Below are 24,479 nucleotides of genomic sequence, written 5' to 3' on the forward strand. Positions count from 1 at the left end.
GCGGGGCAGTCGGAGGGACGGTCCGGCCGCGGCGGTCAGAGCCTCGGGGCCGTGCCGCGTTCGTGCAGCCAGGCGAGCTGGACGGCTGGGTTGGAGCCGTAGCCGCCGCCGTGGTCGGCGAACGGCCACACGGTCATGGTGCGGTCCTCGCCCGCGTAGTGGTTGAAGGCGGCGTAGACCGTGGAGGGCGGGCAGATCGGGTCCATCAGACCGACGCTGAACAGGGCGGGCGCGGTGGCCCGAGTGGCGAAGTGGACGCCGTCGAAGTAGTCGAGGGTGGCGAAGGTCCGCTCCACACGGTGGCGGCTGTGCCAGCGCAGGTACTTGGCGATCTCCGAGTACGGGGCCTCCCCGGTGATGTTCACGGCCCGGCGGTAGTGGCACAGGAACGGGACGTCCGTCATCAGCGCCGCCGCGCGGGCGCCGACGAGGCCCGCGACCGCGAGGGCCAGTCCGCCGCCCTGGCTGCCGCCGGTCAGCACGATCCGGCCCTCGTCGAGGGCGGGCAGCTGGGAGACGGCGTCCACGGCGCGCACGCAGTCGGTGATCAGCCGTCGGTAGTAGTAGTGGCCGGGGTGGTCGATGCCGCGGGTCATGAACCCTTCGGACCACTGGGTGCCGTCGCCCACGGTCCGGTCCGGGGTGTCGTGGCCCATCCCCCGGCTGTCCACGACGAGTTGGGCGAAACCCGCGGACGCCCAGAGCAGGTGTTCCGTGGGCAGGCCGCGGCCGCCGCTGTATCCGATGTAGGTGACGACGACCGGCAGCGGTCCTTCCGCGCCGCGCGGGCGCAGCAGCCAGGCGGCCACCGGCTCGCCGTTCCAGCCGGGGAAGCGCACGTCGTCGACCTCGACGTTGCTCAGCAGGTGTGCGGAGGCGACCCCCTCGGCCTTGACCGCGCCGCCGTGCCGGCGGGCCTCTTCGAGGGTGCGCCGCCAGAAGTCGTCGAAGTCCTCGGGGACGGACAGCTCCGGTCGGTATCGGGTGAGCTCATCGAGCCCGAGATCGGTGAGCGGCATGGTTGGCCTCCGGTTGTCGTGGACGGCGGGGCGGCGGGGCGCCGTGGTACGGGCAGGCGATCGGCGCCGAGGATCGCACCTGGCGGTCCGGGTGCCGTCGCGGGCGGGCAGGCGGCCCGCCTCCGTGCGAGGGCGGACCGCTGCTCCTGACGGGGGTGGGCCTCAGCAGGACCCGGAGAAGCGGAAGGCTCGGAGGCGGAACTCACCGTGCAGGGTCAGGTGCAGGTCGTGGACGCCGACGGCTGGTTCGGCGAGTTCGGCGGTCACGGTGGTCCACCTGTGGCGGTCGCCGGTGACCGGCACGTCGACCGCGGCCAACCGCTTCTCCGACGCCCGGAGTTCGAGCCGCGCCTCGTCCGTTCCGGTGTCCTCGCGTGCGACCTCCACCTCGACGCGGACCGCCCCGGAGAGGTCGGTGCCGCGAAAGAGCAGGGTCGCGGGCCGTCCGGGGTCGGCGGGGGTGACCGCGTCGCCGTGCGTGGGGGCGGCGTCCACGAGGGCGATGGCCGTGTGGTCGTCGAAATCGGCTGTCAGGGTGCGCCGTTCGACGACCACCCGGGGTTCGGGGTCCCTTCCGGTCACCATGAAGGGTGCGGTGAGGACGCAGTGGCCGGCGGAGCGGGCGACGAGGATCTCGTAACCGCCGGGGTCGACGGTGAAGGCACCGGTGGCGACGTCCCAGTGGGCGAGCCGCTCGGCCGGTGTCCGGAAGGTCAGCTCGCGGCTCTCGCCGGGATCGAGCCGGAGCTTGCGGAAGTCGGCGAGCCGCAGCCGGGGCGCCTCGTAGCGGGCGTCCAGCGCCCGGACGTAGAGCTGGACGACGTCGCTGCCGGGGCGTGAACTGCCGTTGGTCACCGTGACCGTGACGTCGACCGTGCCGTCCTGGTCGATCGACGACCGCGAAAGGCGCAGGTCGCCGTAGCCGAAGTCGGTGTAGGACAGTCCGTGGCCGAAAGGATAGAGGGGCGCGGTGCGGTGGTACTGGTAGGTCCAGCCCGCCTTGATGATGTCGTAGTCGAGGCGTGCGGGCAGTTCGTCGTCGCCCCGGTACCAGGTCTGCGGAAGGCGGCCGGCGGGGTCGGCGTCGCCGAGGAGTACGGCGGCCAGCGCGTGGCCGGTCTCCTGGCCGCCGTGGGAGGTCCACAGCACGGCGGGCAGGTGCTGGTCGGCCCAGTCGACGGCGTACGGGTAGCTGCTCATGACGGTCAGCACGGTTTCCGGGCGGACGGCGGCGACTTCGCGGAGCAGGTGCTCCTGGGTGGCGGGCAGGGCGATGCCGGTGCGGTCCTCGGTCTCGCGGCCGTTGACCATCGGGTGGTTGCCGAGGACGACGACGGCGGCGTCGGCGGACTGCGCGGCGGCGCGCGCCGCGGCGAGGCCGTCGTGCAGCAGTTCCCTCTCCCACTGCTCGGCGGTGTCCGGGGTGTCGGCGATGACCGTGGTACGACCGTCCTCGGGGTCGACGGCGGCGTACCGGCCGGAGATCACGGAACGCAGCAACACCCTTCCCCCGTCCGCTGGTTCGAGGCGGAAGGTCTCGTTGACGAACCAGGTCTTGAGGATCTCCTGGTCGGCGACGAGGGCGCCGTCCTCCTTGAGGCTGAGGTGGAGTCCGGTGTCGGCGGCCCGCAGGGTGAGAACGTCGTCGCCCCATTCGTTGACGTCGAAGGGAGTCTTGCCGAGGAGTTCTCCGGTGGTGGTCGAGCGCAGTGCGACGCGGTCGGCGCCCTCCACGTGCACGACCTCGCCGCCCCGGGCGGCCAGTGCCGCGGTGAGGCCGTCGGCGATGCTCACCCGGTGGGGCAGGGTGCCGCTGTACCAGTCCTCGTAGAGGGTGTCGGCGAGCGGGCCGATGACGGCGATCCGGGGGCCGGGCCGGGCGTCCAGCGGGAGCAGGCCGTCGTTCTTGAGGAGTACGACGGACTCGGTGGCGGCCTCGCGGGCCAGGGCGCGGTGCTCGGCGCAGTCGACCACCTCCGGGCCGATGGCCGCGTACGGGTCGAGTCCGGGGTCGAACTCGCCCAGTCGGAATCGGAGTTCGAGCTGGCGGCGGACGGCGCGGTCGATGTCGCCCTGGTCGATCAGGCCGCGCTCCAGGGCTTCGCGGAGCCTGCCGAGGGGGATGTGGCTGTCCTCGCCGTGGTCGGTGAAGTTGTCGATCCCGGCCTTGAGGGCGGCGGCGTGGGAGACGGCGTGGTCGTCGAAGTAGTGCTCCGGGTCGACCAGGTTGGACGGCGCCTCGGCGTCGCTGACCACGAACAGCTGGTGACCGGTGGGCTCGGCCCAGCGGCGCAGCTCGCTCTCGATGAGCGGAGTGACGTGACAGGGGCGGCCGTTGACCAGGTTGTACGCGGCCATGGCACCGGTCGCGGCGCCCGAGGCGACGACGGGGCGGAAGGCTGCCAGGTCGTACTCGTGCAGGACGCGCGGGCGCAGCCCGGAGGAGGTGGTGCAGCGGTCGTCCTCGTTGTTGTAGGCGAGGAAGTGCTTGAGGACGGGGGCGGTGCGCAGGTAGTCCGGGTGATCGCCGGTCATGCCGCGGCAGTACGCCTCGCCGATGCGGGCGGTGTGCACCGGGTCCTCGGAGTAGCCCTCCTCGTTGCGGCCCCAGCGCGGGTCGCGCAGCAGGTTGAGGACCGGCGCCCAGGCCTGGAGGCTGTGGGGGCCCTGGCCGGTGTCGGGGGTGCGGTGGTGGTGGAAGGCGCGCAGTTCGACCGAGACGGCCTCGCCGACCTTGCGCACCAGGTCCTCGTCCCAGGTGGCGCCGAGGCCGACGGCCTGCGGGAAGACGGTGGCCTCTCCGATCCAGGAGACTCCGTGCAGAGCCTCACTGCCGGTACGGAATCCCTGGACTCCCAGGCGGGGAACGGCCGGCACGTGCTGGTGCAGCATCGCGAGCCGCTCGTCGGGTGTGAGCCGCGAGAGCAGATCGTCGACGCGCTTGCGCAACGGGTGGCCGGGGTCGCGGAAAACAGGCTGATCGGTTGCGGACTCGGGCACGGAACTCACGTGCAACTCCCCTTGGGCGGGTGGGCCTTGACGGGCCTTCATCGAAGCGCATCGACGTTCTCACTCCCGCCGAGAACCTGTCAACGAGAAGGGAAGAGAAAGTTTCGTTCTGCTCTTCCTCTTGTTTCGCCCGAATGAACTCGGCTACTTTCCGCTGCCAAGTGAAGCGCTTCGACGCGCTGTTGCCGGAAGGGGCCCCACCGTCATGAGCCACCAGATGAGCCGCAGGCGTCTGCTCACCGCCGCCGCTGCCGCGGGAACCGCCGCGATGTCCCCCCTGCTCACCGCCTGCGGAGGGGGCGGAGGGGCACAGCGCGGCGGTGCGAACACGAAGGAAGGCATGAGGGCGGCACTGCCGACGTACGTGGAGCGCACCGCCGTGAAACCGGAGATCGCGCCGGCGGCCGGGGGCAGGGACGTGGCCACGCACCCCGGCTACCTCACCTACCCGGCCAAGCCTCCCGTCACGGTCCAGGGCGTACCGGGCAAGGGCGGCAGCTACACGGCCGTCACCCCGCTGTGGGGCACCAACCCGCCGGCCGGCAACTCCTACTTCCAGGCCATGACCAAGGCGCTGGGGCTGGACCTCCAGGTCAAGCCGGCGGACGGCAACACCTACAACACCATCGTCCCCACCATGACCGCCGCCAAGAAGCTGCCGGACTGGATACTGCTGCCGGCCTGGTGGAACCCCAACTTCGCCACCGGACAGCTGGCCGGTTCCCAACTGGCCGACCTGACTCCGTACCTGGCGGGCGACAAGGTCAAGAAGTACCCCAACCTGGCGGCCCTGCCCACCGGCGCCTGGCAGACGGGTGTCTGGAACGACAAGCTCCACGGCATCCCCGGACACGCCAGCAACTACGAGGTCGGCGCCACCTTCTACCGCCGGGACGTCCTGGAGGCCAAGGGCATCACCGCTGACCAGGTCAAGTCCGCGGACGACCTGATGCGCCTCGGCAAGGAGCTCACCGACGCCAAGCGGGGCGTCTGGGCCTTCGACGACATCTGGACGTACGTGTACACCTTCTGGGGCGCTCCCACGAAGTGGAAGGTCGAGGACGGCAAGCTCAGCCACCTCTACGAGACCCAGGAGTTCCTGGAGGCACTCGACTGGCACTACCGGCTGGCCAAGTCCGGCTGTATGCATCCGGACGCCCTGGCGGGCGACAACGCCGCCGCCAACACCCGTTTCTACAGCGGCAAGACGCTCATCAAGGGAGACGGCAAGGGCGCCTGGGTCCTCGCCGACCACCAGTCCGGCACCGCCGCCAACCCCCAGTACCGGCGCGGTGCCTTCAACGTCTTCACCGCCGACGGCAAGGGCAGGCCCAGACTGGAAATGGGCCCCGCCTCCAGCATGATCAGCTACCTCAACGCCAATCTGAAACCGGCCCAGATCGAGGAACTCCTCGCGGTCGCGAACTACTTGGCCGCCCCGTACGGATCGGCCGAGTACACGATGGTCCAGTTCGGGGTCGAGGGCGTCCACCACACCCGTGAGAACGGGGTGCCGGTCTACACGGAGGACGGCAAGAAATTCGCCCAGACCGGCACCTACTCCGGCCTCGCGACCCCCGCGGCAGTGATCAGCGCCCCGGGCAACGACCAGTTGGTCAAGGACGTCACGGACTGGGAGAAGGCCAACGTCCACACGCTCGTCAAGCCGCCGTTCTGGGGCATGAACATCAGCCTGCCGCAGGCGATGGCGACAGCGGAGGCCGCCCAGCCCGTGGCGGACACCATCAAGGACTGCAGCCACGGCAAGAAGACGGTGTCCGAGGTGCGGACGGTCGTCGACTCCTGGAAGTCCGGGCAGGGCAAGCGCCTCAAGGAGTGGATGACCAGCAACGTCCTGGAGAAGTACGGGACGGGCCTGTGAGCACGGCACACGCCCCCGCCGCCCGCACCCCCGGCCCGGACGCCCCGCAGCAGCCCCCGCTGCCCGAGGACCCCGGGGAGCCCGGGAGGCCCGGGGACCCCGGGGGCAGGAAGGCGGACCGGCGCAACTGGCGCATCCGCCTGCGCCGGGACCGCAGCCTGCTGCTCATGACGGTGCCGGCCGTCGTCCTGCTCCTGGTCTTCAACTACGCCCCGCTCTTCGGCGTCTTCACCGCCTTCCAGGAGTACGACCCGCTGAACGGCGTGTGGAACAGCCCGTGGGTCGGGTTCGAGCAGTTCGACAGGCTCCTCTCCGACGTCCAGTTCTGGCAGGCCCTGCAGAACACGCTCTATCTGAGCTTCGTCCAGCTGATCCTGTTCTTCCCCGTGCCGATAGCGCTGGCCCTGCTCCTCAACTCCGTGCTCAGCCTGAGAATCCGCAACTTCTTCCAGTCCGTGGTCTATCTGCCGCACTTCTTCTCCTGGGTGCTGGCAATCACGATCTTCCAGCAGATGCTCGGCGGCGCCGGCGCGATCAACCAGTTCCTGCGCCGGCACGACTTCGGGACCTGGGACATCATGACCAACCCGGACACCTTCGCGCTGCTGGTCACCTCGCAGGCGGTCTGGAAGGAGGCCGGCTGGGGGATCATCGTCTTCCTCGCCGCCCTCAGCGCGATCAACACCGACCTCTACGAGGCGGCGGCGGCGGACGGGGCGGGCCGCTTCCGGCGGATGTGGCACATCACGCTGCCCGGGCTGCGCGGAGTGATCGTCCTGATGCTGGTGCTGCGGCTGGGCAATGCGCTCACGGTCGGCTTCGAGCAGTTCCTCATCCAGCGCGAGGCGGTCGGCCACGACGCGGCGGACGTCCTGGACACCTTCTCCTTCTACTACGGCATCTCCACCGGCGACTACAGCTACGGCGCGGCGGCCGGCCTCTTCAAGAGCGCGATCTCGCTCCTGCTCATCTGGGGCGCCAACAAGCTGGCCCACGCCTTCGGCGAAGACGGGTTGTACCGAAAATGACCGACACCCCCATCCCCGCCACCACCCGGCGCACAGCACTCGGGTCCCCCCGTGCCAAGGCCGGTTCGAACCGCCCGCCCTGGGAAGAACCGCCCACCGGGGTCGGCCAGGCAGCCAAGGGCCTCACTCTCGGCGGAGTGCTCGCCCTCGTCGTCGTCCCGCTCTGGATCATCGTCCTGACCAGCTTCTCCGACGCCGGTTCGATCAACCGGGCCGGCGGTCTGGTGATCTGGCCGGACGGACTGACCGCCGAGGCGTACCGGCAGATGCTGAGCGACTCGACCGTGCTGAACGCGCTGATCGTCAGCCTCGGCATCACCCTCGTCGGCACGGCCTTCTCCATGGCGGTCTCCATCACCTGTGCTTACGGGCTCTCCCGCTCCAGGTCGCTCGGCCACCGTTTCGTCCTGATGCTGCTGATCGTCACCATGTTCGTCGGCGGCGGACTGATTCCGACCTTCCTGGTCGTCACCGGGCTCGGCGGCTACGGCCAGTGGTGGGCGCTGGTGCTGCCGAGCGCGGTCTCGGTCTTCAACATCCTCGTCCTGCGCGCCTTCTACCAGTCGACCTCCTCCGAACTCATCGACGCGGCCCGGATGGACGGCGCCGGCGAGTGGCGCATCCTGTGGTCCGTGGTCCTGCCCACCTCGCGTGCCGTGACCGCCGTGATCGCGCTCTTCTACGGGGTCGGCTACTGGAACTCCTTCTTCAACGTCATGATCTACATGCCGACGGACAGCGCGAAGTGGCCGTTGCAGTACGTGCTGCTCACCTATGTGAACAGGGGCAACGGAATGCCCGGTTCGGTCGACGGCGGCTTCGGCGGCACCCAGATGCAGACCGCTCCGCTGTCGTTGCAGATGGCGGTGGTGGTCCTGACGCTGATACCGCTGCTGGTCGTCTACCCCTTCGTCCAGAAGCACCTGCGCACCGGTGTCCTCACCGGCGCCATCAAGGGCTGAGCACGTCCGCGGTGCTGTTGCCGTAACGGCCCCATGCCCCCGCCTGTCTCTTCGGGGCGGCCCGGGATCCATTCCGAACCATGTTCGACATGCCGAACACTCCTCACTCCCCGTTCCCACAGGAAGACCCCCTCACGTGTCCGACCACCACCGCCCGGACGGCGCCCCCGCCCTCACCCTCGCCAACCCGGTGCTCCCCGGTTTCCACCCCGACCCCAGCATCTGCCGCCGGGGCGACGACTACTACCTCGTCTGCTCCAGCTTCGAGTACTTCCCCGGCATCCCTGTCTTCCACAGCCGCGACCTGGTGCACTGGAAGCAGATCGGCAATGCCCTCGACCGGCCCGCCCAGTTGCGCCTGCCGTACGACCGGCCGTCCTCCGGCGGAATCTACGCCCCCACCCTGCGCTTCCACGACGGCCGCTTCTGGCTGGTCGTCACCAACGTGAACGACGAGGGCAACATGCTCCTCACCGCCACCGACCCGGCGGGCCCCTGGTCGGACCCGGTGCGGCTGCCGGACGTGCCGGGCATCGACCCCGATCTCGCCTGGGACGAGGACGGCGCCTGCTGGTGCACGGTCGCCGGGGTCTCGCAGGTCCGTCTGGACCCGTACAACGGGAAGGTGCTGAACGGGCCGCGTCCCCTCTGGTCCGGCAGCCCGGGCGCCCAGGCCCCCGAGGCGCCGCACCTGTACCGGATCGGCGAGTTCTGGTACTTGATGATCGCCGAGGGCGGGACCGAGCGCGGACACGCCGTCTCGATCGCCCGTGGACGTCACCCCTCGGGCCCGTTCGAGCCCTGCCCGGACAACCCCGTCCTCACCCACCGCGGCACCAGTCGCCCCATCCAGAACACCGGTCACGCGGACCTGGTCCAGGCGCCCGACGGGTCCTGGTGGATGGTGCTGCTCGCGGTTCGGCCGCGCGGCGGCACCCCCGGCTGGCACGTACTGGGCCGCGAGACCTTCCTCGCCCCGGTGGAATGGGTCGACGGCTGGCCGGTAATCGGGGAGGTCACCGGCGAGCTGCCCGCCCCCGCCTGGCCGTTGCACCCCGTTCCCGCCACCACCGGGAGGGACGACTTCGACGACGCCTCGCTCCCCTTCCACTGGCTGTCGCTGCGCGCCCGCCCGGAGCGGCTGTGCACCACCGAGGAGCGCCCCGGTCACCTGACCCTGCGCGCCGCGGGGGAGTCCCTCGACGCGCCCGACGTGACCTTCGTCGGCCGCCGCCAGCAGCACTTCTCCTGCCGGGTGCGCACCCTCGTGGACCCCGGCCGAGGACGCGGCGGGCTGGCCGTACGGCTGGACGAGCAGCACCACTACGAGATCGAGGCGGCCGACGGCGAAGTGAGGGTCCTCGCCCGGATCGGCTCCCTGCGCACCGAGGTCGCCTCCGCCCCGGTGCCCGCCGGGCCGGTGGTGCTCGGCCTCGACGTCGTGCCCCAGCCTCCGCAGGGCCCGCGGACCGGTCCCGACCGGCTGGCCCTCGGCGTCGAGTTCCCGGGCGGCGCGTACACCGAACTCGCCTCCCTGGACGGCCGGTACCTCTCCACCGAGGTCGCCGGCGGCTTCACCGGCCGGGTGATCGGCATGTACGCCGCCTCCGGCACCGTCCACTTCGACTGGTTCGACTACGAGCCGCTCGACGGCTGAGCCAGTCGGCTCCCCCGCACCACGGCGCACCACCGACCGAAAGGAACACCGTGAACGACCTACGACGATCCTCGTACCACCGGAGCCACGGTCCCGGCCGCCTGCTGGCCGTGCTGCTGGCGCTGGCGGTCGTGCTGGGCCTGTCCGCCGGTACGGCGGCGGCCGGGCCGGACGAGGGCAAGAAGCCGCCGCGGCCCGCCGTCGCCGTGCCGTACCAGGCCAAGGACGTCAACGCGGCGATGCAGCCCGGCTGGAACCTGGGCAACACCCTGGACGCCATCCCGGACGAGACGTCCTGGGGCAACCCGCTGACCACCAGAGCGCACTTCGCGAAGATCCGCTCCGAGGGCTTCCGCAGCGTCCGCATCCCCGTGACCTGGACCGACCACCAGTCCGCCACCGCCCCCTACGCCGTCGACGCCACCTGGATGAAGCGGGTCCAGCAGGTCGTGGACTTCGCGGTCGCCGAGGGCCTGTACGTGGTGCTCAACGTGCACCACGACTCGTGGCAGTGGATCAAGAAGATGTCCACCGAGCACGATCAGGTCGTCGCCCGCTACAACTCGCTGTGGACCCAGATCGCCCGGCAGTTCCGTGACGCCCCGCGCAGCGTGCTCTTCGAGAGCATCAACGAGCCGCAGTTCGCGGACGCCTCCCAGGAGCAGATCACCCGGTTCCTGCACGAGCTCAACACCTCCTTCCACTCGATCGTCCGCGCCTCGGGCAGCCGCAACGGCGACCGTGTGCTGGTCCTGCCCTCCTGGAACACCTCCGCCAACCAGAAGCCCCTGGACGACCTCGTCACCACCATCCGCGCGCTGAAGGACCCGCACCTGATCGCCACCGTGCACTACTACAGCTGGTACCCGTTCAGCGTGAACATCGCGGGCGGCACCCGCTACGACGAGACCGCCCAGAAAGACCTGGAGACCTCCTTCGACCGGGTGCGCGACACCCTCCTCGCCCGGGGCATCCCGGTGTACCTCGGCGAGTTCGGCCTGCTCAGCTGGCCGAACCACTTCCACCCCGAGAGCGTCGAGCGGGGCGAGGCGCTGAAGTACTTCGAGCACCTCGGGCACAAGATGCGCACCCTCGGCATCACCACCGCCCTGTGGGACGCGTTCAACCTGCTGAACCGGGAGACGCTGAAGTGGCGCGACCCCGCCCTGTTCGCCCTGATCAAGTCGAGCTGGACCACCCGCTCGGGCAGCACCTCCTTCGACAGGGTGTACCTGCCGAAGTCGGGCGCCGTCCCCGCCCGTTCGCTCACCCTGAACCGCAACGGCCTGAAGTTCCGGGGCCTGTGGCACGGCTCCGGCAAGCTGGTCCAGGGCCGGGACTACACCCTCTCCGGCGACCGGCTCACCCTCACGGCAGAACTGCTGACCCGACTGGCCGGTGACCGGGGATACGGGGTCAACGCCACGGTGCAGGCCCGGTTCTCCGCCGGTCGGCCCTGGACCGTCGAGGTGGTCACCACCGGCCGCCCGGTGCTGACGAACACGACCGGCACCACCGAGGCGTTCGCCGTCCCCGCCCAGTACCGGGGCGACCAACTGGCCACCATGCACGCCACCTACGCGGACGGCAGCAACGCGGGCCCGACCGACTGGACCCCGTACCAGGAGTTCAACCAGGCGTTCTCGCCGGACTACCCGAAGAGCACGATCGTCCTGACCCCGGCGTTCAACACGTCGCTCCGCGAGGGGCAGACGGCCACGCTGGTCTTCCACTTCTACAGCGGCGCCACCGTCACCTACCAGGTGACCAGGACCGGCAGCACGGTCACCGGCACCGTCACCTGACCCCGCGCCCTCCCCCCCGTACGCCCCGGCTGCCGCTCCCCCGGCAGCCGGGGCCCTCACCCCGCCGATTCCGAGGTGCGTCCGACGTGTTCCCGCTGCCCCCGCGCGTCCTGTTCGGCGCCGCCTACTACCCCGAGTACCAGCCCCACGACCGGCTCGAGGAAGACCTCGACCTGATGGCGGAGGCGAAGTTCACCGTCATCCGGGTCGGTGAGTCGGTCTGGTCCACCTGGGAGCCGGAGAACGGCCGCTTCGCGCTCGACTGGCTCACCCCGGTCCTCGACGGGGCGCACGCCCGCGGCATCTCCGTCGTCCTCGGCACCCCCACCTACGCCGTGCCGCCCTGGCTGGCCCGCCAGTACCCGGAGATCGCCGTCGAGCACACCACCGGGCGGCCCACCGGCTGGGGCGCCCGTCAGGAGGCCGACTTCACCCACCCCGCCTTCCGCTTCCACGCCGAACGCATCACCAGGGCGATCCTCACCCGCCATGCCGCCCACCCGGCCGTCATCGGCTTCCAGGTCGACAACGAGCCCGGTCTGCGCCTGCCGCACAACCACGGCGTCTTCCAGCGGTTCACCGACCACCTGCGCCAGAAGTACGGCGACGTGGAGGCCCTCAACCGCGAGTGGGGCCTGGTCTACTGGTCGCACCGCCTGTCCACCTGGGCCGACCTGTGGAAGCCCGACGGCAACCAGCAGCCGCAGTACGACGTCGCCTGGCGGGCGTTCCAGGCGCGCCAGACCACCGAGTTCATCGGCCGACAGGCGGACATCGCCCGCGAGTACGCCCGCCCGGACCAGTTCGTCACCACCTGCCTCGCCTACGCCCACCCCGCGCTGGAGGACGACGAACTCACCGACGCCCTGGACGTCACCGCGGGCAACCCCTACTACGACCTCCAGGACGCCCTCGCCCTGCCCGACCCCACCCCCCTCGCCCACGAGCAGCAGTGGAAGACCAGCGGTGTGTGGGCCCTGTACCGCAGCGCCGACCGGATCTTCTCCTCCCGCCAGGAACCCTTCCTGGTCACCGAGACCAACGCGCAGGCCGTCAGCGGCACTTCGGACAACCGCCCCGGCTACGACGGACAGTGGCGGCAGGCCGCGTGGGCGCTCGTCTCGCGCGGCGCGCGGATGATCGAGTACTGGCACTGGCACACCCTGCACTTCGGCACCGAGACGCACTGGGGCGGAGTGCTGCCGCACAGCGGGCGGCCGGGCCGGGTGTACAGCGAACTCGCGGCACTGGGCGCCGAGTTCGAGAAAGCGGGCGAACTCTTCGCCGGGATCACACCCGACGCCGACATCGCGATGGTGCACTCGGCGCCCAGCCAGTGGCTGATGGAGAAGTACCCGCCGCTGGCGACCGCGGACGGCCGTCCGGACGCCGCCTCGTACCAGCGCATCTTCGACCCCTTCTACCGGGGCGCGTTCGAGTCCGGCCGCCAGGTGCGCATCCTGCACGCCCGCCAACTGCACGACGCCCGGGGCGAACGGGACGGCCCGGCGCCCGAAGTGGCCGCCGCACTCCACCCCGTACTGGTCGTCCCCGGCCTATACCTGGCCGAGGACTCCCTGCTCGACTGGTTCGAGGCGTACGCCGCCGCCGGCGGCCACCTCGTCCTCGGCCCCCGCACCGGTTACGCGGACCACGAGGCGCGGGCCCGCCACGAACCGGCCCCCGCCCGGCTGACGGCCGCCGCCGGGGTGTCGTACGACGAGTTCAGCAACCTCTCCGGCGCACTGGGGCTGCACGCCGCGCCCGGCGGCACCCTGCGCCTCGACGCCGACGCGACCGCGACCCACTGGGTGGAGGGCCTCACCGTCACCGACGCGACGGTGCTGGCCGGGTACGACCACCCGCACTTCGGCCGCTGGCCCGCCGTCACCACCCGCCCGCACGGCGCGGGCCGGGTGACCTGCGTCGGTACGGTGCCGGGGCGTGGCCTGGCCCGGTCGCTGGCCGCCTGGCTGGCGCCCGCCCCCGTCAGCGGCTGGGACGGGCTGCCCGAGTCCGTCACGGTGGCGACCGGTACCGCCCCGGACGGACGGCGCGTCCACGTCGTGCACAACTGGAGCTGGGAGCCGGACGACGTCCCGGCGCCCGCGCACCTGGTCGACGCCCTCGACGGCACGGCCGTTGCCGCAGGTGAGCTGGTGTCCCTCGGCGCCTGGGACGTACGGGCATTCCGCACGCGGCGATGAGTCCGAACCGGGCGGCAACCTTTTCGGCGGCGGCGGCAACGAGGAGGCGACCCCCGGAACGAAGCAAGGATCCCCCATGAACGAGATGGACCCCCGCGCCGACGGCGGACGGCGGCGTGCCCACGCGGCCGCTCCCGAGCGGCGTGCCCGTGGACGCCACCGCCGGCGCAGGACGGCCTTGGGCCTGGCGCTGGGCGTGACCGGTGTGCTCGGTCCCTACCTGCTCTTCGTGCAGGACGACGCGGACGCCGCAGCGGTGGACCCCGGCGCGTACTACGCCCTGGTCTCCGTACGCAGCGACAAGGTGCTGGACGTGTCCGGGGCAGCCACCGCGGACGGCGTCCGGATACGGCAGGCGGGCCGCGTCGCCGGTGCCGCAAGCCAGCAGTGGCGGCTGCGGTCGGTGGGCGACGGCTACTACGAGCTGGAGAACCGCACCAGCCGCAAGGTCCTGGGCGTACACGGCGATGCCACCCACGCGAGTGCCGCCGTGGAGCAGCAGACCGACCGTGATTCCGCCGCGCAGCAGTGGAAGCTGGAGGAAGTGGGCGACGGGGCGGTGAAGTTCGTCTCCCGCAGGACCGGCCTGGTGCTGGACGTACGGGGCGGCTCCCGCAACGAGGGCGCGCCGCTCATCCAGTTCACCGACCGGAACACCGCCAACCAGCAGTGGAAGCTGGTGAAGGACTCCGCTTCCCAGGGCGGCTACACCTGGAACAACGCGCAGATCGTCGGCGGCGGATTCGTCACCGGGCTGGTCTTCCACCCCACCCGCAAGGACCTGCTGTACGCCCGGACCGACATCGGCGGCGCCTACCGCTGGGAGGCGGCCGCGGGCCGGTGGACCTCGATGACCGACTGGATCGGCGGGGACGACTGGAACCTGCTGGGCATCGAGAGCCTGGCGACCGATCCCGTCGACCCGAACCGCGTGTACCTCGCGAGCGGCCACTACACCAACGGCTGGGCGGGCAACGGCGCGATCCTGCGCTCCACCGACCAGGGCCGGACGTTCCAGCGCACCAACCTGCCGTTCAAACTGGGCGGGAACGAGGACGGCCGGTCCATGGGCGAGCGGCTGGTGGTGGACCCCTCCGACCACAGCAAGCTGTACCTGGGCACCCGCAAGAACGGGCTCTGGCGCAGCACCGACTTCGGTGTGACCTGGAGCCGGGTCGCGAGCTTCCCCGTCAAGGACGGTGCGAGCAGCGGGGTGGGCCTGTCCTTCGTGACCTTCGGCCCGTCCGGCAGCAAGACCCTCTACGTCGGGGTGGCCGACAAGGGCACCTCCCTGTACCGCTCCACCGACGACGGCGGCACCTGGCAGCCCGTACCGGGGCGGCCCAAGGGGGAGTTGCCGCACCACGGGGTGCTCTCCGGTGACGGTTCGCTGTACCTGACGTACACCAACACGCCCGGCCCGAACGGGGTGACGGGCGGTTCGGTGTGGAAGCACACGCCGGCCACCGGGGCGTGGAAGAACATCTCGCCGTCCAGCGGCAACTACGGGTTCGCCGGGCTGGCCGTCGATCCGCGGCGCCCGTCCACGGTGATGGTCACCACGCTGGGCCGTTGGTGGCCCTCGGACGAGCTGTACCGGTCGAACGACGGCGGTGCCTCCTGGAAGGCGCTCGGCGCCACCTCGGTGCGGGACAACTCCGCGGCGCCGTACGTCGGCAAGGGCATCGGCCACTGGATGGGTGCATTGGCCATCGACCCCTTCGACTCCGGGCACGTGCTGTACGGCACCGGGTCGGGGATCTGGGGCAGCAAGGACGTGACCGCGGCGGACCGGGGCGGCAGGACCCACTGGACGGTTCCGGCCAAGGGTGTGGAGGAGACCGCGACCCTCGGGCTGATGAAGCCGCCCGGCCAGCCACTGATCAGCGCGCTCGGCGATGTCAGCGGCTTCCGGCACGAGGACCTGACCAAGGTTCCCGCCAAGGCTTTGTCGGGACCGTTGTTCACCAACACCACCGGCATCGACTTCGCCCAGTCGAAGCCCGCGTTCATGGCGCGGGTCGGTCTCGGCCACGAACAGCACGGCGCGTACTCGACCGACGGCGGAGCCCACTGGGCCCCGTTCGCCGGGGTACCGGTGAAGGGTGCGGGCGGCGGCAGCGTGGCGGTCGCGGCGGACGGGTCCACCCTGATCTGGACCGCCGAGGGGCAGCGCCCGCACTACTCGACCGACCGGGGCGCGACCTGGAGGGCGGTCACGGGGCTTCCCGCGGACACGGTCGTGGTGGCCGACCGTACGGCCGCGCACACCTTCTACGCCCTGAGCGGCGGCACTCTGTACGCCAGCACCGACGGCGGCCGGAGCTTCGGCGGCCGGGCCACCGGCCTGGGCAACGGCCCCCTCAAGGCCGCCCCGGGCGCCGCCGGTGACCTGTGGATCAGTGCCGGGGGCGGCGGTCTCCTGCACTCCACCGACGGCGGGGCGGGCTTCACCAGGCTGAGCGGCGTGCAGAAGGCGTCGGGCATCGGCTTCGGCAAGCCGGCCCCGGGGGCCCGCCACCAGGCGCTGTACCTCAGCGGCACGGTGAAGGGCGTCACCGGGCTGTTCCGGTCCGACGACGGCGGCAGCGCCTGGGTCCGGATCAACGACGACCGCAACCAGTTCGGCGGCAGCTCCATCAGCGTCATCTCCGGCGACCCCGACATGTACGGCCGGGTCTACGTGGGCAGCTACGGCCGCGGCGTGGTGTACGGCGACCTCTCCTGACCGCGTCCCCCTGCGGGGCCAGGAGCGGAACGGCACGCCGCGCGCCGTTCCGCTCCGGTCCCGGTCGACTGCCGCAGCCGCGGAACCCGCGGTGATTTCTGCGCTCCCCGCGCCGAAGCGGCAACCTTTCCGCCTCCGGCGGCCACTGAAGAACACCACGCCGACACGTAAGAGCCGACACGTAAGAACCGAACGGATGGACCACACGGATGGGCCCGAGGACGACCACGCAGCACGGCACTCCCCCGCCACGGCGCAGACACGGACGCAAACCGGACCTCGGCGTTCCGCTGGTTCTGGGCACCCTCGCCCTTCTGGGCTGCCTGCTCCTCACGTTCCTCCCCGGGAACGGGAACGGCTCCGGGCACCCCGCCGGTGACTCCGCCGCAGTCGCCCCGGTGACCGTCCCGCCCCTGACCGGTTCCCCGGCCATGACGGCCGACCCCACGAACGTACCGACGAAGCCTCCGTCCACCGACCCGTCGACTCCGCCGCCCACCGCGACCCCGACGCCGTCAACCGGGCCCGGCCCACGCAAGACGTCCGCCGCACCCCCGGCCGCCGCCGGGTCCGTGGCCGCCACCGGTTCCCTGGCCGGACGGATCAAGCCCGAGGTCGGCTACCGGGGCGTCGCGACCGCCTACGACGCGGCCGACGGGAACGGCGCCTGCCTGTACGGCCCGGCCCCCGACCTCATGGTCGCGGCGATGAACCACACCGACTACGAGTCGGCCAGGGCCTGCGGGGCGTACGTCCGGATTCGCGCCGCAGGCGGAGCCTCCCTGACGGTACGGATCGTCAACGAGTGCCCGCTGCCCTGCGCGCCCGGACAGCTCGATCTCAGCCGGCAGGCCTTCGCCGAACTCGCCGACCTCGAAGTGGGCCGCATCCCGATCACCTGGGAGCTGCTCAGCCCCGCCACCGCCGGGCCGATGTCCCTCCGGTACAAGACGGGTTCCAGCCCCCACTGGTGTGCCGTCCAGGTGATCGGTCACCGCAACCCGGTGGCCACGCTCGAATTCCGTACGGCGGGCGGCTGGCGGCGGCTGCCCCGCTCCGCGTACAACTACTTCCTCTCGCCCGGCGGCAGCGGATGCGGCGGGTCGATCAGGATCACCGACATCTACGGGCAGCGGCTGGTCGTCGACGGGATCGCGGTGAAACCGGACGTCGTCCAGCCGGCCCGCGTCCAGTTCGCCCGGCACTGACCGTGCCCCCGTCCAAGGTCTTCGAGGTCACGGCCGTGTCCCCGGAGCCCGTCCCGGGGAGCTCCGAGGGCGACCGTTGTTACGCTCAAGCCGGTATTTTTCACACAAAACGCAGGGAGAGGGCGACCGAGGGAGATGCTCCTCGACGACGCGTCCGCGGAGTTCCACGACTTCTTCGAACGCCACTACGCCGAACTGGCCCGTTTCGCCCATCTCCTCACCGGCGAGACGGACGCGGCCGACGACCTCGCCGCGGACGCGCTGGTCGCCCTCTGGCAGCACTGGGGCCGGCTCCGTCAGGCCGATCACCCGTTGGCGTACGCCCGTGGCGTGGTGGCCAACATGGCGCGCGCACGCATCCGCAGCGCGGTGCGCGAAAGACGCCGGGTCGCCCTGTTCTGGTCCCGCAGTCCGGAGCGGACCGAGAGCCCTGACGTGGCGTCCGTGCTGGACGTACGCGCAGCGCTCGACCGGCTGCCGTTCCGCAAGCGGGCATGCGTGGTGCTGCGGCACGCCTTCGACCTGTCGGAGAAGGACACCGCGGCAGCACTGGGCATATCGGTCGGTACGGTGAAGAGCCAGACCTCCAAGGGGATGGCGGAGCTGGAACGGACGCTCGGCGCACGAGCAGCCGGGGAACTGACGGCAGGGAGGAGGAACCGGTGAACGACGACATCAACCGGCGGCTGCGCGAGGCCGCCGAGGCCCACCAGCCCGACCGCGCGAAGATCCTGGCCCGGGTGGAACGCGGCGCGTCCGGCCCCGCCGTCCGGCACCGCGCCCCGGCGATCGCGAGGTCATGGCCCAAGGCCGCCCTCACCGGCTTCGCCGCCGCCGGCATCCTGGCGACCGGCACGCTCGCCGTCGCCGGGATCGTCCAGACCTCACCGCCGCCCGGCGCCCCCACCGCTCCGGCCGCCCCTCCTCCTTCTCCCACCACCGTCTCCCCCACCCCTGCCCCCACCCCCACTCCGCCGCCCCCCTCACCTCCCCGCGACTCCACCGCCACCGCTCCCCCCGTCACCCGTCCCCCCACCGGTTCGCATCCCACCGGCCCGCCCCCCTCGTCGGCGGCCCCCCGCACACAGAGCGGCCCCCTGTCGTCGAACGGCACGGTGGATTCCCACAGCACCCGCTACTGGGCCCAGAGCAACCTGCTTCTCACCACCACCCAGCCGCTCACCTCCCTCACCGTGGAACTCCGCATCGCTTTGACCGGCGGCGTGCGGGACACCGGGAACTGGCGCACGCTGCCGAGCGACGACTTCACCGTCACCGTGCGGCAGTCCGGCGGCGGACTGCTCTACCGCTGGACCCTCAAACCCGGTCGCACCGTTCCGGCCTGGCAGCACACCTTCGCCGCCCAGTACAACCACGCCCCTGGCACACGCGACGCCTCGGCCGACAGCTACCGCGTCGACGCCCGGTCCTCGGACGGCCCCGTCTCGGTCCGGGGAGGGTTCGCACCGGCGCCGTGACCGCCGGCCGCCCGGGGCACATACGTCCCTCGACCGGGGAAGGCGGCGTCCGCCGACGCCGAGACCGCCCTGGGCGCACCCCGGCTGAACGGTGAACTCACGGGTACATGCTGTCAGTTGAGGTCCTTCGCAACGTCGTCGACGAGGGTTCCTTCCTCGACGTCATCATCAGCCACCCGGACGCCTCCGCGACCCCGCCCGTCCCCGATCTGAGCCGCTACAAGGTTCCGCTCGGCGTCGTCGCCGTCCACTCCGCCTCCCACTCGGCGAGCGGGGCCGCCTGGACGCGGCTGGAGACCCGCGGCTCGGTGAGGATCGAGCTGACGTGGTCCTTGACGGTGCCCGCGCCCGGATGGATGCGGGCACCAATGTCGGCATTGGGCAATCCCTCTGCGATCTCATGCCGCTGCTGGACGCCATTCCGCCCGTCCGCGGACGCCTCGACCCCCAACCGCGCAGGCCGGACGCGCTGTTCGCCGACCATGGCTACGACCACGACATCTACCGCGACCAGGTCCGGGCCCGCGGCATCGTCGCAGCCGTCGCAGCCCTCGCAGCCGTCGCACACCGAAGCACCCGCCACGGCACCGGACTTGGTGTCTACCAGTGGGTGGTGGAGCGGACCTTCGCCTGACTACACGGCTTCCGACGACTCCGCGCCCATCGGGAACGCCGAGCAGACATCCACGAAGTTTTCCTCGATCTGACCTGCTGCCTCATCACCCACCGGCAGCTCAAGCCATTGTGTTGGCCGCCCTTGGCCCTTTCGCGGAATACAACCCACGCCTTCGCACTCCCGCGAGAGTTTGCTGATCACCCGCCGCTGCATCGCCACTCGTACCCACCTGCTCGATCGAGGCGAGAAGGAGGCCAACCGTGTCCTCGCCATCGGACTCGTACCGGTCGAGCACGGCTTCGTCCACCTCAGGAACTGGCGGGCCATCACCAAGCTCCGCACCAATTCCGCCCGCGCCACCCGCCTCCTGCGTGCCCTGACCGTCTTGACGAACCTCGAAATCAACCGCTGACGGATGATCTTCTCCGTGGACTCCCGCTCACGATCAGCACAAATACCCCAGAGGCCGGTCGCACCAGCCCTTTGACCTGCGCCCTCAGGCTGGCGGAGGCTCACTGAGCCCCGACCGGACGAAAGGGCGCTCAGCCTGTCGGTTCAGGACGGACGGCCTGCCGCCAGATGGTGGCGTCGAAGGTGAGGTACGAACTGGGAGCCGCGGCGTCGGGAAGCCCGCGTATCTCGATGAGTGCCACGTTCCCCTTGTTGACGACGCAGAGCTGAGTGCCCGGGGTCAGTTCGGCGACCTCCAGCCTGCTGACGTACCGGGTGTCGGAAGTGCAGACGTCCAATGAACCCTGCTGACCGGGGTCCAGCCGCACCACTGTGCCTCCGCTCGAGTTGATTTCTCCGTCACCGAGAGCGAAGAAGTTGAAGTCACCCTCTCCTTCGCGGGGTTTGACGGGATCCAAGGAGAACGACAGGTAGTACCGGATGGTCATGTGAATGTTCTTTTGGCGGATGGGCTCGACGGGGGCCGAAGGCGCACCCGTGTCCGCCGTCCCCGCAGTCGACCCGGCGCCCTGCCCACCGGCCCTGGTCGGCGCAGGCGCCGTGACCGTGACCGTCTCCTTGACGGTCACGGTTCTGGCGGTGGGGGAGTTCACCACCGTGGGAAGGCCGAAGAATCCCAGGAGGAGGCCGAGAACCGCGGTGACGGCGGAAACCAGTGCCGCCCATTCGGTGAGACGTCGTCGCGACGGGGCGGGGTGCGGATCTCCGTCGGGACGACCGGGGTCCGGAGCGGGTACGGGGGGTCGACCTGGCGGGGAGGTGGGAGGTACTCCGGATCCCGGCGGGGTCGGGGCCGCTCCGCTCATCCACTGCTCCCTCTGGCTCAGGAAGGACGCGGGACTCCCACGCACCTGAACTCGGTTCATTCACAAGGCTGTTGAGCCAATCTAATCCCATATCAACCGTGAGCAACAGATGGTCCGCCCCGGCTGTGCATCGAGGGACGGGCAGACACCGCGGGCATGTCGGCCGTGACTGACCTGAATCCCGCCGTCACCCTCGCACAATGCGGCGGAAAGGGTGCCCCACGGGGTCGCCGAGGACCCGCAGTGGTGCGCGGACGGTGGCGATGGTCAGCCACGGTGTGGCGATCCGGGTCTGGCTCGCCTTCCGCCAGGGCGTCGAGGATCCCGTGCGTACGGGTAGCCGTCAGGTCGTGCGTGGAGCCGGACAAAGCGGGCGAGGTCCACAGCAGCCTTCCGAACGGATCAGTGAGGACCTGCACGTTCATGCCGTGGCGCTTGTGCTTCCCGGAGCAGTACGGGGTGTCGGCGGCGATCCGGTCGATCGGCGGCAGCGTGCCGTCCAGGATGACGAACGCCTTCGCACTCGCTGTCCTCATTGCCTCGGCGACGCTCCGAGCGAGCTCGGCCAGAGCATGGACGGCCTCGCTTACGCAACGGTAGACAGTCGCAATGCCGATGCCGATGCCGAATCCAGCGGCGAGCTGGGCGTAGGTGTCACCGCACCGCGGGCGGGCCGGGGCCAGGAGGGCCTGCCGGCCTGCCGTCAGCCGCCGCCATCGGGCACCGATCGCCCGCCCGCGAAGACGGAGCTGGCCGGTCAGGTACCGCAGAGTGCGGGTGGACAGGTTGACCGAGGACGGGCAGACAAGCACGCGAAGCTCCTGGCGGCACGGTAGATCTTGGTCGAGACACCGTCCACCAGGAACTTCATCTTTCTTCATGGGCAACCAACTCGCAGTAAGTCATGCCAGGTTGGAAAAGGCTCAGTACAACGTCGCCAAGCGGACCGCACGCGAGGCCCTGGCCCCACTCGAAGCCGAAGGGCTCGTCGACGTCGTCCGCCGCCGCGGAACCGTCGTCCGCACCTGGCCTCCCCACCGGGGCCCGACCCGCGGCCGCCAAGTCCACCGCGACGAACGCGGCTACTGCTTCGACGCCTCCGCACAACCGTGGGCCGCTCTCGAACCCCCACCATCGCCCGGGCGCCCGCCCTCCGTGACATCGCCGCCCTCCTCCGCCTCCCGACGGCGGGCCCCAGGAAGTCCTCGTCCGCGAGCGGCTCATGGGCGACGCCGCCACCCACACCCCGCACCGGCTCGCCACCAGCTTCCTCTCCGCCACCCTCGCCCGCGGCACCCGGATTGCCGAAGCCGTCAGCGCCCACAGGCCCACCCCCCGCCGAAGCCGACCGGCTCCACCTGGCCAAAGGCGTCCCGCTGCTGCGCATTACCCGCACCGCTACCAACCCCGTCGGCATCCCAGCGCTCAGCTTCCTGGCGACTGCGGTGCCCCGGGAAACTCGTGACAGCGTCCCGCAGCCCAGCTGACCAGAACACGCAGCGCCCTCATGGCCCATGGACGAAAACGTCAACTCGCGGGCCGAACGGCTATGGATGCCTTCGGCGCGCGAGTTGACGGTGCTGGAAGCAGTCGCTGTGGCTCAGGGCGCGGGGACAGCGGGTTGAAGGCGGGCGATGAGTGTGCGGCGTTCGTCGATGACTGGGCCGCCCCATAGGTCGGGCTGGCTGGTGAGGCCCTCGACGTGGGCATTCGGCGGCACGGGATTGTCGGCGATGATGCCGCGGTGGCAGGGCAGAGGCGTGCGGTCGCACGAGCCCGCAGCCGTTCTAACCCGGCCCGCCCCAGCCCGTCGATGACACCTCGGCGTCAAGGGCCGGCTTCGGGGGGCGGCGGCGATCAAACGGCCATGGGGCCGACCGGCTCGGACAGGACGTCTTCCATGGCACGAACCCGATGACGGCGCCTTTATCGCCGGTGACGGCGGCGAGATGGGTGCCGGCTGCCCGCATGACGGTGAGGGCGTCGTCGAGCGGGGTGCTTCAGGGGAGAGGGGAGTTTCCCTCACCCATAGTGAAGGAACGGTAAAGCCGCCTGAGGGACTGCTGGTCACGGTATGTTTCCGGACTTTTAACGCCCTCATGGCTCCGGAGTGTCTCGTGACTCGCCGGCCCGGCCCTATGCTTCTACAGTCGTGTAGAAAATACGGGGGGCGATTGGGATACTTCCTGCCGCCCCTGGGTGCACACATGCAGCCGCCGCTTTCGGCGGTGGCCGCACGGCCGCGCACCGCTGGTTTGACTCGCTGTTGGCCTGGGAGGGCATACGTGGCTTCGATCGATCTGGACAAGGTGCTGGACAAGGCGTGGGCGGACAAGCCGCTGTCCGAGATCCTCGCCGCCCCCGTCGCGGCACTGAAGGGGGTGTCCGACCGTGACGGCGAGCTGCTGGAGGAGGCGTTCGGTGTCACCACCGTCGCCGAGCTCGCCGAGCTGAAGTACGTCCGTTGGGCCCAGGCGCTGGCCGCGCTGGACTCGGCGAAGTAGTCACCATCCTCTGGCCGCGCGGTGCCGTCCGTGCCTCGAGCAGAGGTTCCGCGGCGCCGCGCCGGCAGATCCCGTACATGAAGGAGTGAACGCCGCGATGGTGTTCAAGAAGTTGCTCGGCTCGCTCGGCGTGGGCGGCCCCACCGTGGACACGGTCCTCGACCCGGGTGCGGTTCGGCCCGGCTCCAGCCTGACCGGCCAGGTGCATCTGAAGGGCGGCAGCGCCGCCTTCGACATCGAGCAGATCACCCTGGAACTGGTCGCCCGGGTGGAGGCAGAACACGACGGCGGAGAGACCGAGGGCGTGGCGGCCTTCGGCCGGTTCACCGTCGGCGGCGGCTTCCGCCTGGCCGCCGGTGAGCAGCGCAGTGTGCCGTTCGGCCTGGCGCTGCCGTGGGAGACGCCGATCACGGAGCTGTACGGGCAGGCGCTGGGCATCGTGCTCGGCGTACGCACGGAGCTGGCGGTGGCTGGCGCGAAGGACAAGGGCGACCTCGACCCGCTCGCCGTTGCCCCGCTGCCCGTGCAGGAGGCGGTCCTCGAAGCCCTCGGCCAGCTCGGCTTCGGCTTCAAGACGGCCGACCTGGAGTACGGCCACATCCGCGGCACCGGCCAGCAGCTGCCGTTCTACCAGGAGATCGAACTCGCACCCGCCCCGCAGTACGCGTACGCCATGCGGGAGCTGGAGGTCACCTTCCTGGCCCACCCCGGCGGAATGGAAGTCGTTCTGGAGGCCGACAAGCCCGGCGGGCTCTTCTCTTCGGGCCATGATGTCGTCAACCGGCACGTCGTCAGCCACGACGGTGTCGACCAGCGCGACTGGAACACCGTCGTCGACGCCTGGCTCCGCCAGATGGTCGCCAGCCACGGCCACCACAGCGCCCCCGCACCCTACGGGCACGCAGACCCGCACGGCGCCCATTACTCTCACGACGGCCACGGCGGTCACCGTTCCGGGCCCGGCATGGGAACGGCCGTCGCCGCGGGCGCTGCGGGCCTTGCTGTCGGCGTGGCCGGCGGCCTCGTCGCCGCCGAAGTCGTCGACGAGGTCGGTGACTTCTTCGAGGGCGACGACGAGGGCGACGACGAGGCCTGACCC

Annotated in this window: 17 protein-coding genes and 5 pseudogenes; 16 read left to right on the top strand and 6 right to left on the bottom strand. The window is 70.8% G+C overall.

Annotated features, from left to right (window positions below):
- Positions 1-35 precede the first annotated feature (35 nt).
- Entirely contained in the window at positions 36-1,019 is a 984-nt protein-coding gene (locus ACZ56L_RS10605; RefSeq protein ID WP_345220001.1) for an acetylxylan esterase, read from the bottom strand.
- Positions 1,020-1,181: 162 nt separating this feature from the next.
- On the bottom strand, positions 1,182-4,070 hold the full coding sequence (locus ACZ56L_RS10610; RefSeq protein ID WP_471063159.1) for a glycoside hydrolase family 3 C-terminal domain-containing protein: 2,889 nt from the start codon (positions 4,068-4,070) through the stop codon (positions 1,182-1,184).
- Between the two features lie 163 nt (positions 4,071-4,233).
- Between ACZ56L_RS10610 and ACZ56L_RS10615 the strand changes: the two genes are divergently transcribed.
- The 11 genes and pseudogenes from ACZ56L_RS10615 to ACZ56L_RS10665 all read left to right on the top strand — a co-directional run.
- On the top strand, positions 4,234-5,910 hold the full coding sequence (locus ACZ56L_RS10615; protein ID WP_471063161.1) for an ABC transporter substrate-binding protein: 1,677 nt from the start codon (positions 4,234-4,236) through the stop codon (positions 5,908-5,910).
- Complete coding sequence (locus ACZ56L_RS10620; RefSeq protein ID WP_471063163.1) at positions 5,907-6,938, top strand: ABC transporter permease; 1,032 nt, start codon at positions 5,907-5,909, stop codon at positions 6,936-6,938. Before ACZ56L_RS10615 ends, ACZ56L_RS10620 begins: the two co-directional genes overlap by 4 nt.
- The gene (locus ACZ56L_RS10625; RefSeq protein WP_468685566.1) at positions 6,935-7,900 is read left to right on the top strand and encodes a carbohydrate ABC transporter permease; all 966 of its coding nucleotides are present in this window, start codon (positions 6,935-6,937) and stop codon (positions 7,898-7,900) included. Before ACZ56L_RS10620 ends, ACZ56L_RS10625 begins: the two co-directional genes overlap by 4 nt.
- Positions 7,901-8,036: 136 nt before the next feature.
- Complete coding sequence (locus ACZ56L_RS10630; protein WP_471063166.1) at positions 8,037-9,557, top strand: glycoside hydrolase family 43 protein; 1,521 nt, start codon at positions 8,037-8,039, stop codon at positions 9,555-9,557.
- Positions 9,558-9,607: 50 nt separating this feature from the next.
- On the top strand, positions 9,608-11,362 hold the full coding sequence (locus tag ACZ56L_RS10635; protein ID WP_471063168.1) for a cellulase family glycosylhydrolase: 1,755 nt from the start codon (positions 9,608-9,610) through the stop codon (positions 11,360-11,362).
- Between the two features lie 86 nt (positions 11,363-11,448).
- Positions 11,449-13,569 (top strand): beta-galactosidase, encoded by a 2,121-nt coding sequence (locus ACZ56L_RS10640; RefSeq protein ID WP_471063170.1) that lies wholly within the window; start codon positions 11,449-11,451, stop codon positions 13,567-13,569.
- 85 nt (positions 13,570-13,654) lie between these two features.
- Complete coding sequence (locus tag ACZ56L_RS10645; protein WP_471063819.1) at positions 13,655-16,297, top strand: RICIN domain-containing protein; 2,643 nt, start codon at positions 13,655-13,657, stop codon at positions 16,295-16,297.
- Between the two features lie 209 nt (positions 16,298-16,506).
- Complete coding sequence (locus ACZ56L_RS10650) at positions 16,507-17,505, top strand: expansin EXLX1 family cellulose-binding protein (RefSeq protein WP_471063172.1); 999 nt, start codon at positions 16,507-16,509, stop codon at positions 17,503-17,505.
- 135 nt (positions 17,506-17,640) lie between these two features.
- Positions 17,641-18,171, top strand: a complete 531-nt coding sequence (locus ACZ56L_RS10655; protein ID WP_345220008.1) for a SigE family RNA polymerase sigma factor — start codon at positions 17,641-17,643, stop codon at positions 18,169-18,171.
- Entirely contained in the window at positions 18,168-18,983 is an 816-nt protein-coding gene (locus ACZ56L_RS10660; RefSeq protein ID WP_471063174.1) for a hypothetical protein, read from the top strand. The genes ACZ56L_RS10655 and ACZ56L_RS10660 overlap by 4 nt, the downstream gene beginning before the upstream one ends.
- Before the next feature lie 48 nt (positions 18,984-19,031).
- Positions 19,032-19,246 (top strand): annotated as a pseudogene (locus ACZ56L_RS10665) (aldehyde dehydrogenase (NADP(+))); the annotation flags it as partial.
- Here the strand turns inward: ACZ56L_RS10665 and ACZ56L_RS10670 are convergent.
- Positions 19,201-19,380 (bottom strand): annotated as a pseudogene (locus ACZ56L_RS10670) (hypothetical protein); the annotation flags it as partial. The pseudogenes ACZ56L_RS10665 and ACZ56L_RS10670 sit on opposite strands and share 46 nt — an antisense overlap.
- Between ACZ56L_RS10670 and ACZ56L_RS10675 the strand changes: the two are divergent.
- Both ACZ56L_RS10675 and ACZ56L_RS10680 read left to right on the top strand, forming a co-directional pair.
- Positions 19,381-19,728, top strand: a pseudogene (locus tag ACZ56L_RS10675) (transposase family protein); the annotation flags it as partial.
- 61 nt (positions 19,729-19,789) lie between these two features.
- Positions 19,790-20,011 carry a hypothetical protein gene (locus ACZ56L_RS10680; protein ID WP_401763007.1) on the top strand — a complete coding sequence of 74 codons (222 nt, stop codon included), beginning with the start codon at positions 19,790-19,792 and terminating at the stop codon, positions 20,009-20,011.
- 130 nt (positions 20,012-20,141) lie between these two features.
- Here ACZ56L_RS10680 and ACZ56L_RS10685 read toward each other — a convergent pair whose 3' ends face one another.
- On the bottom strand, positions 20,142-20,639 hold the full coding sequence (locus ACZ56L_RS10685; RefSeq protein ID WP_468685587.1) for a hypothetical protein: 498 nt from the start codon (positions 20,637-20,639) through the stop codon (positions 20,142-20,144).
- Between the two features lie 539 nt (positions 20,640-21,178).
- Positions 21,179-21,688 (bottom strand): annotated as a pseudogene (locus ACZ56L_RS10690) (transposase family protein); the annotation flags it as partial.
- A 67-nt stretch (positions 21,689-21,755) separates the two neighbouring features.
- Here ACZ56L_RS10690 and ACZ56L_RS10695 point away from each other — a divergent pair.
- Positions 21,756-22,451, top strand: coding sequence for a GntR family transcriptional regulator (locus ACZ56L_RS10695; protein ID WP_471063175.1), 696 nt, complete (start codon positions 21,756-21,758; stop codon positions 22,449-22,451).
- Between the two features lie 282 nt (positions 22,452-22,733).
- On the opposite strand, the pseudogene ACZ56L_RS10700 reads toward ACZ56L_RS10695, so the two are convergent.
- Positions 22,734-22,873: pseudogene (locus ACZ56L_RS10700) on the bottom strand (CBS domain-containing protein); the annotation flags it as partial.
- 288 nt (positions 22,874-23,161) lie between these two features.
- Between ACZ56L_RS10700 and ACZ56L_RS10705 the strand changes: the two are divergent.
- Both ACZ56L_RS10705 and ACZ56L_RS10710 read left to right on the top strand, forming a co-directional pair.
- A complete protein-coding gene (locus ACZ56L_RS10705; RefSeq protein WP_471063177.1) occupies positions 23,162-23,380 on the top strand; it encodes a hypothetical protein in 219 nt (72 codons plus the stop codon).
- 97 nt (positions 23,381-23,477) lie between these two features.
- Complete coding sequence (locus ACZ56L_RS10710; protein ID WP_471063178.1) at positions 23,478-24,476, top strand: sporulation protein; 999 nt, start codon at positions 23,478-23,480, stop codon at positions 24,474-24,476.
- The last annotated feature ends 3 nt before the right edge of the window (positions 24,477-24,479 follow it).

This window comes from Streptomyces sp. NPDC039736, from assembly GCF_055596485.1.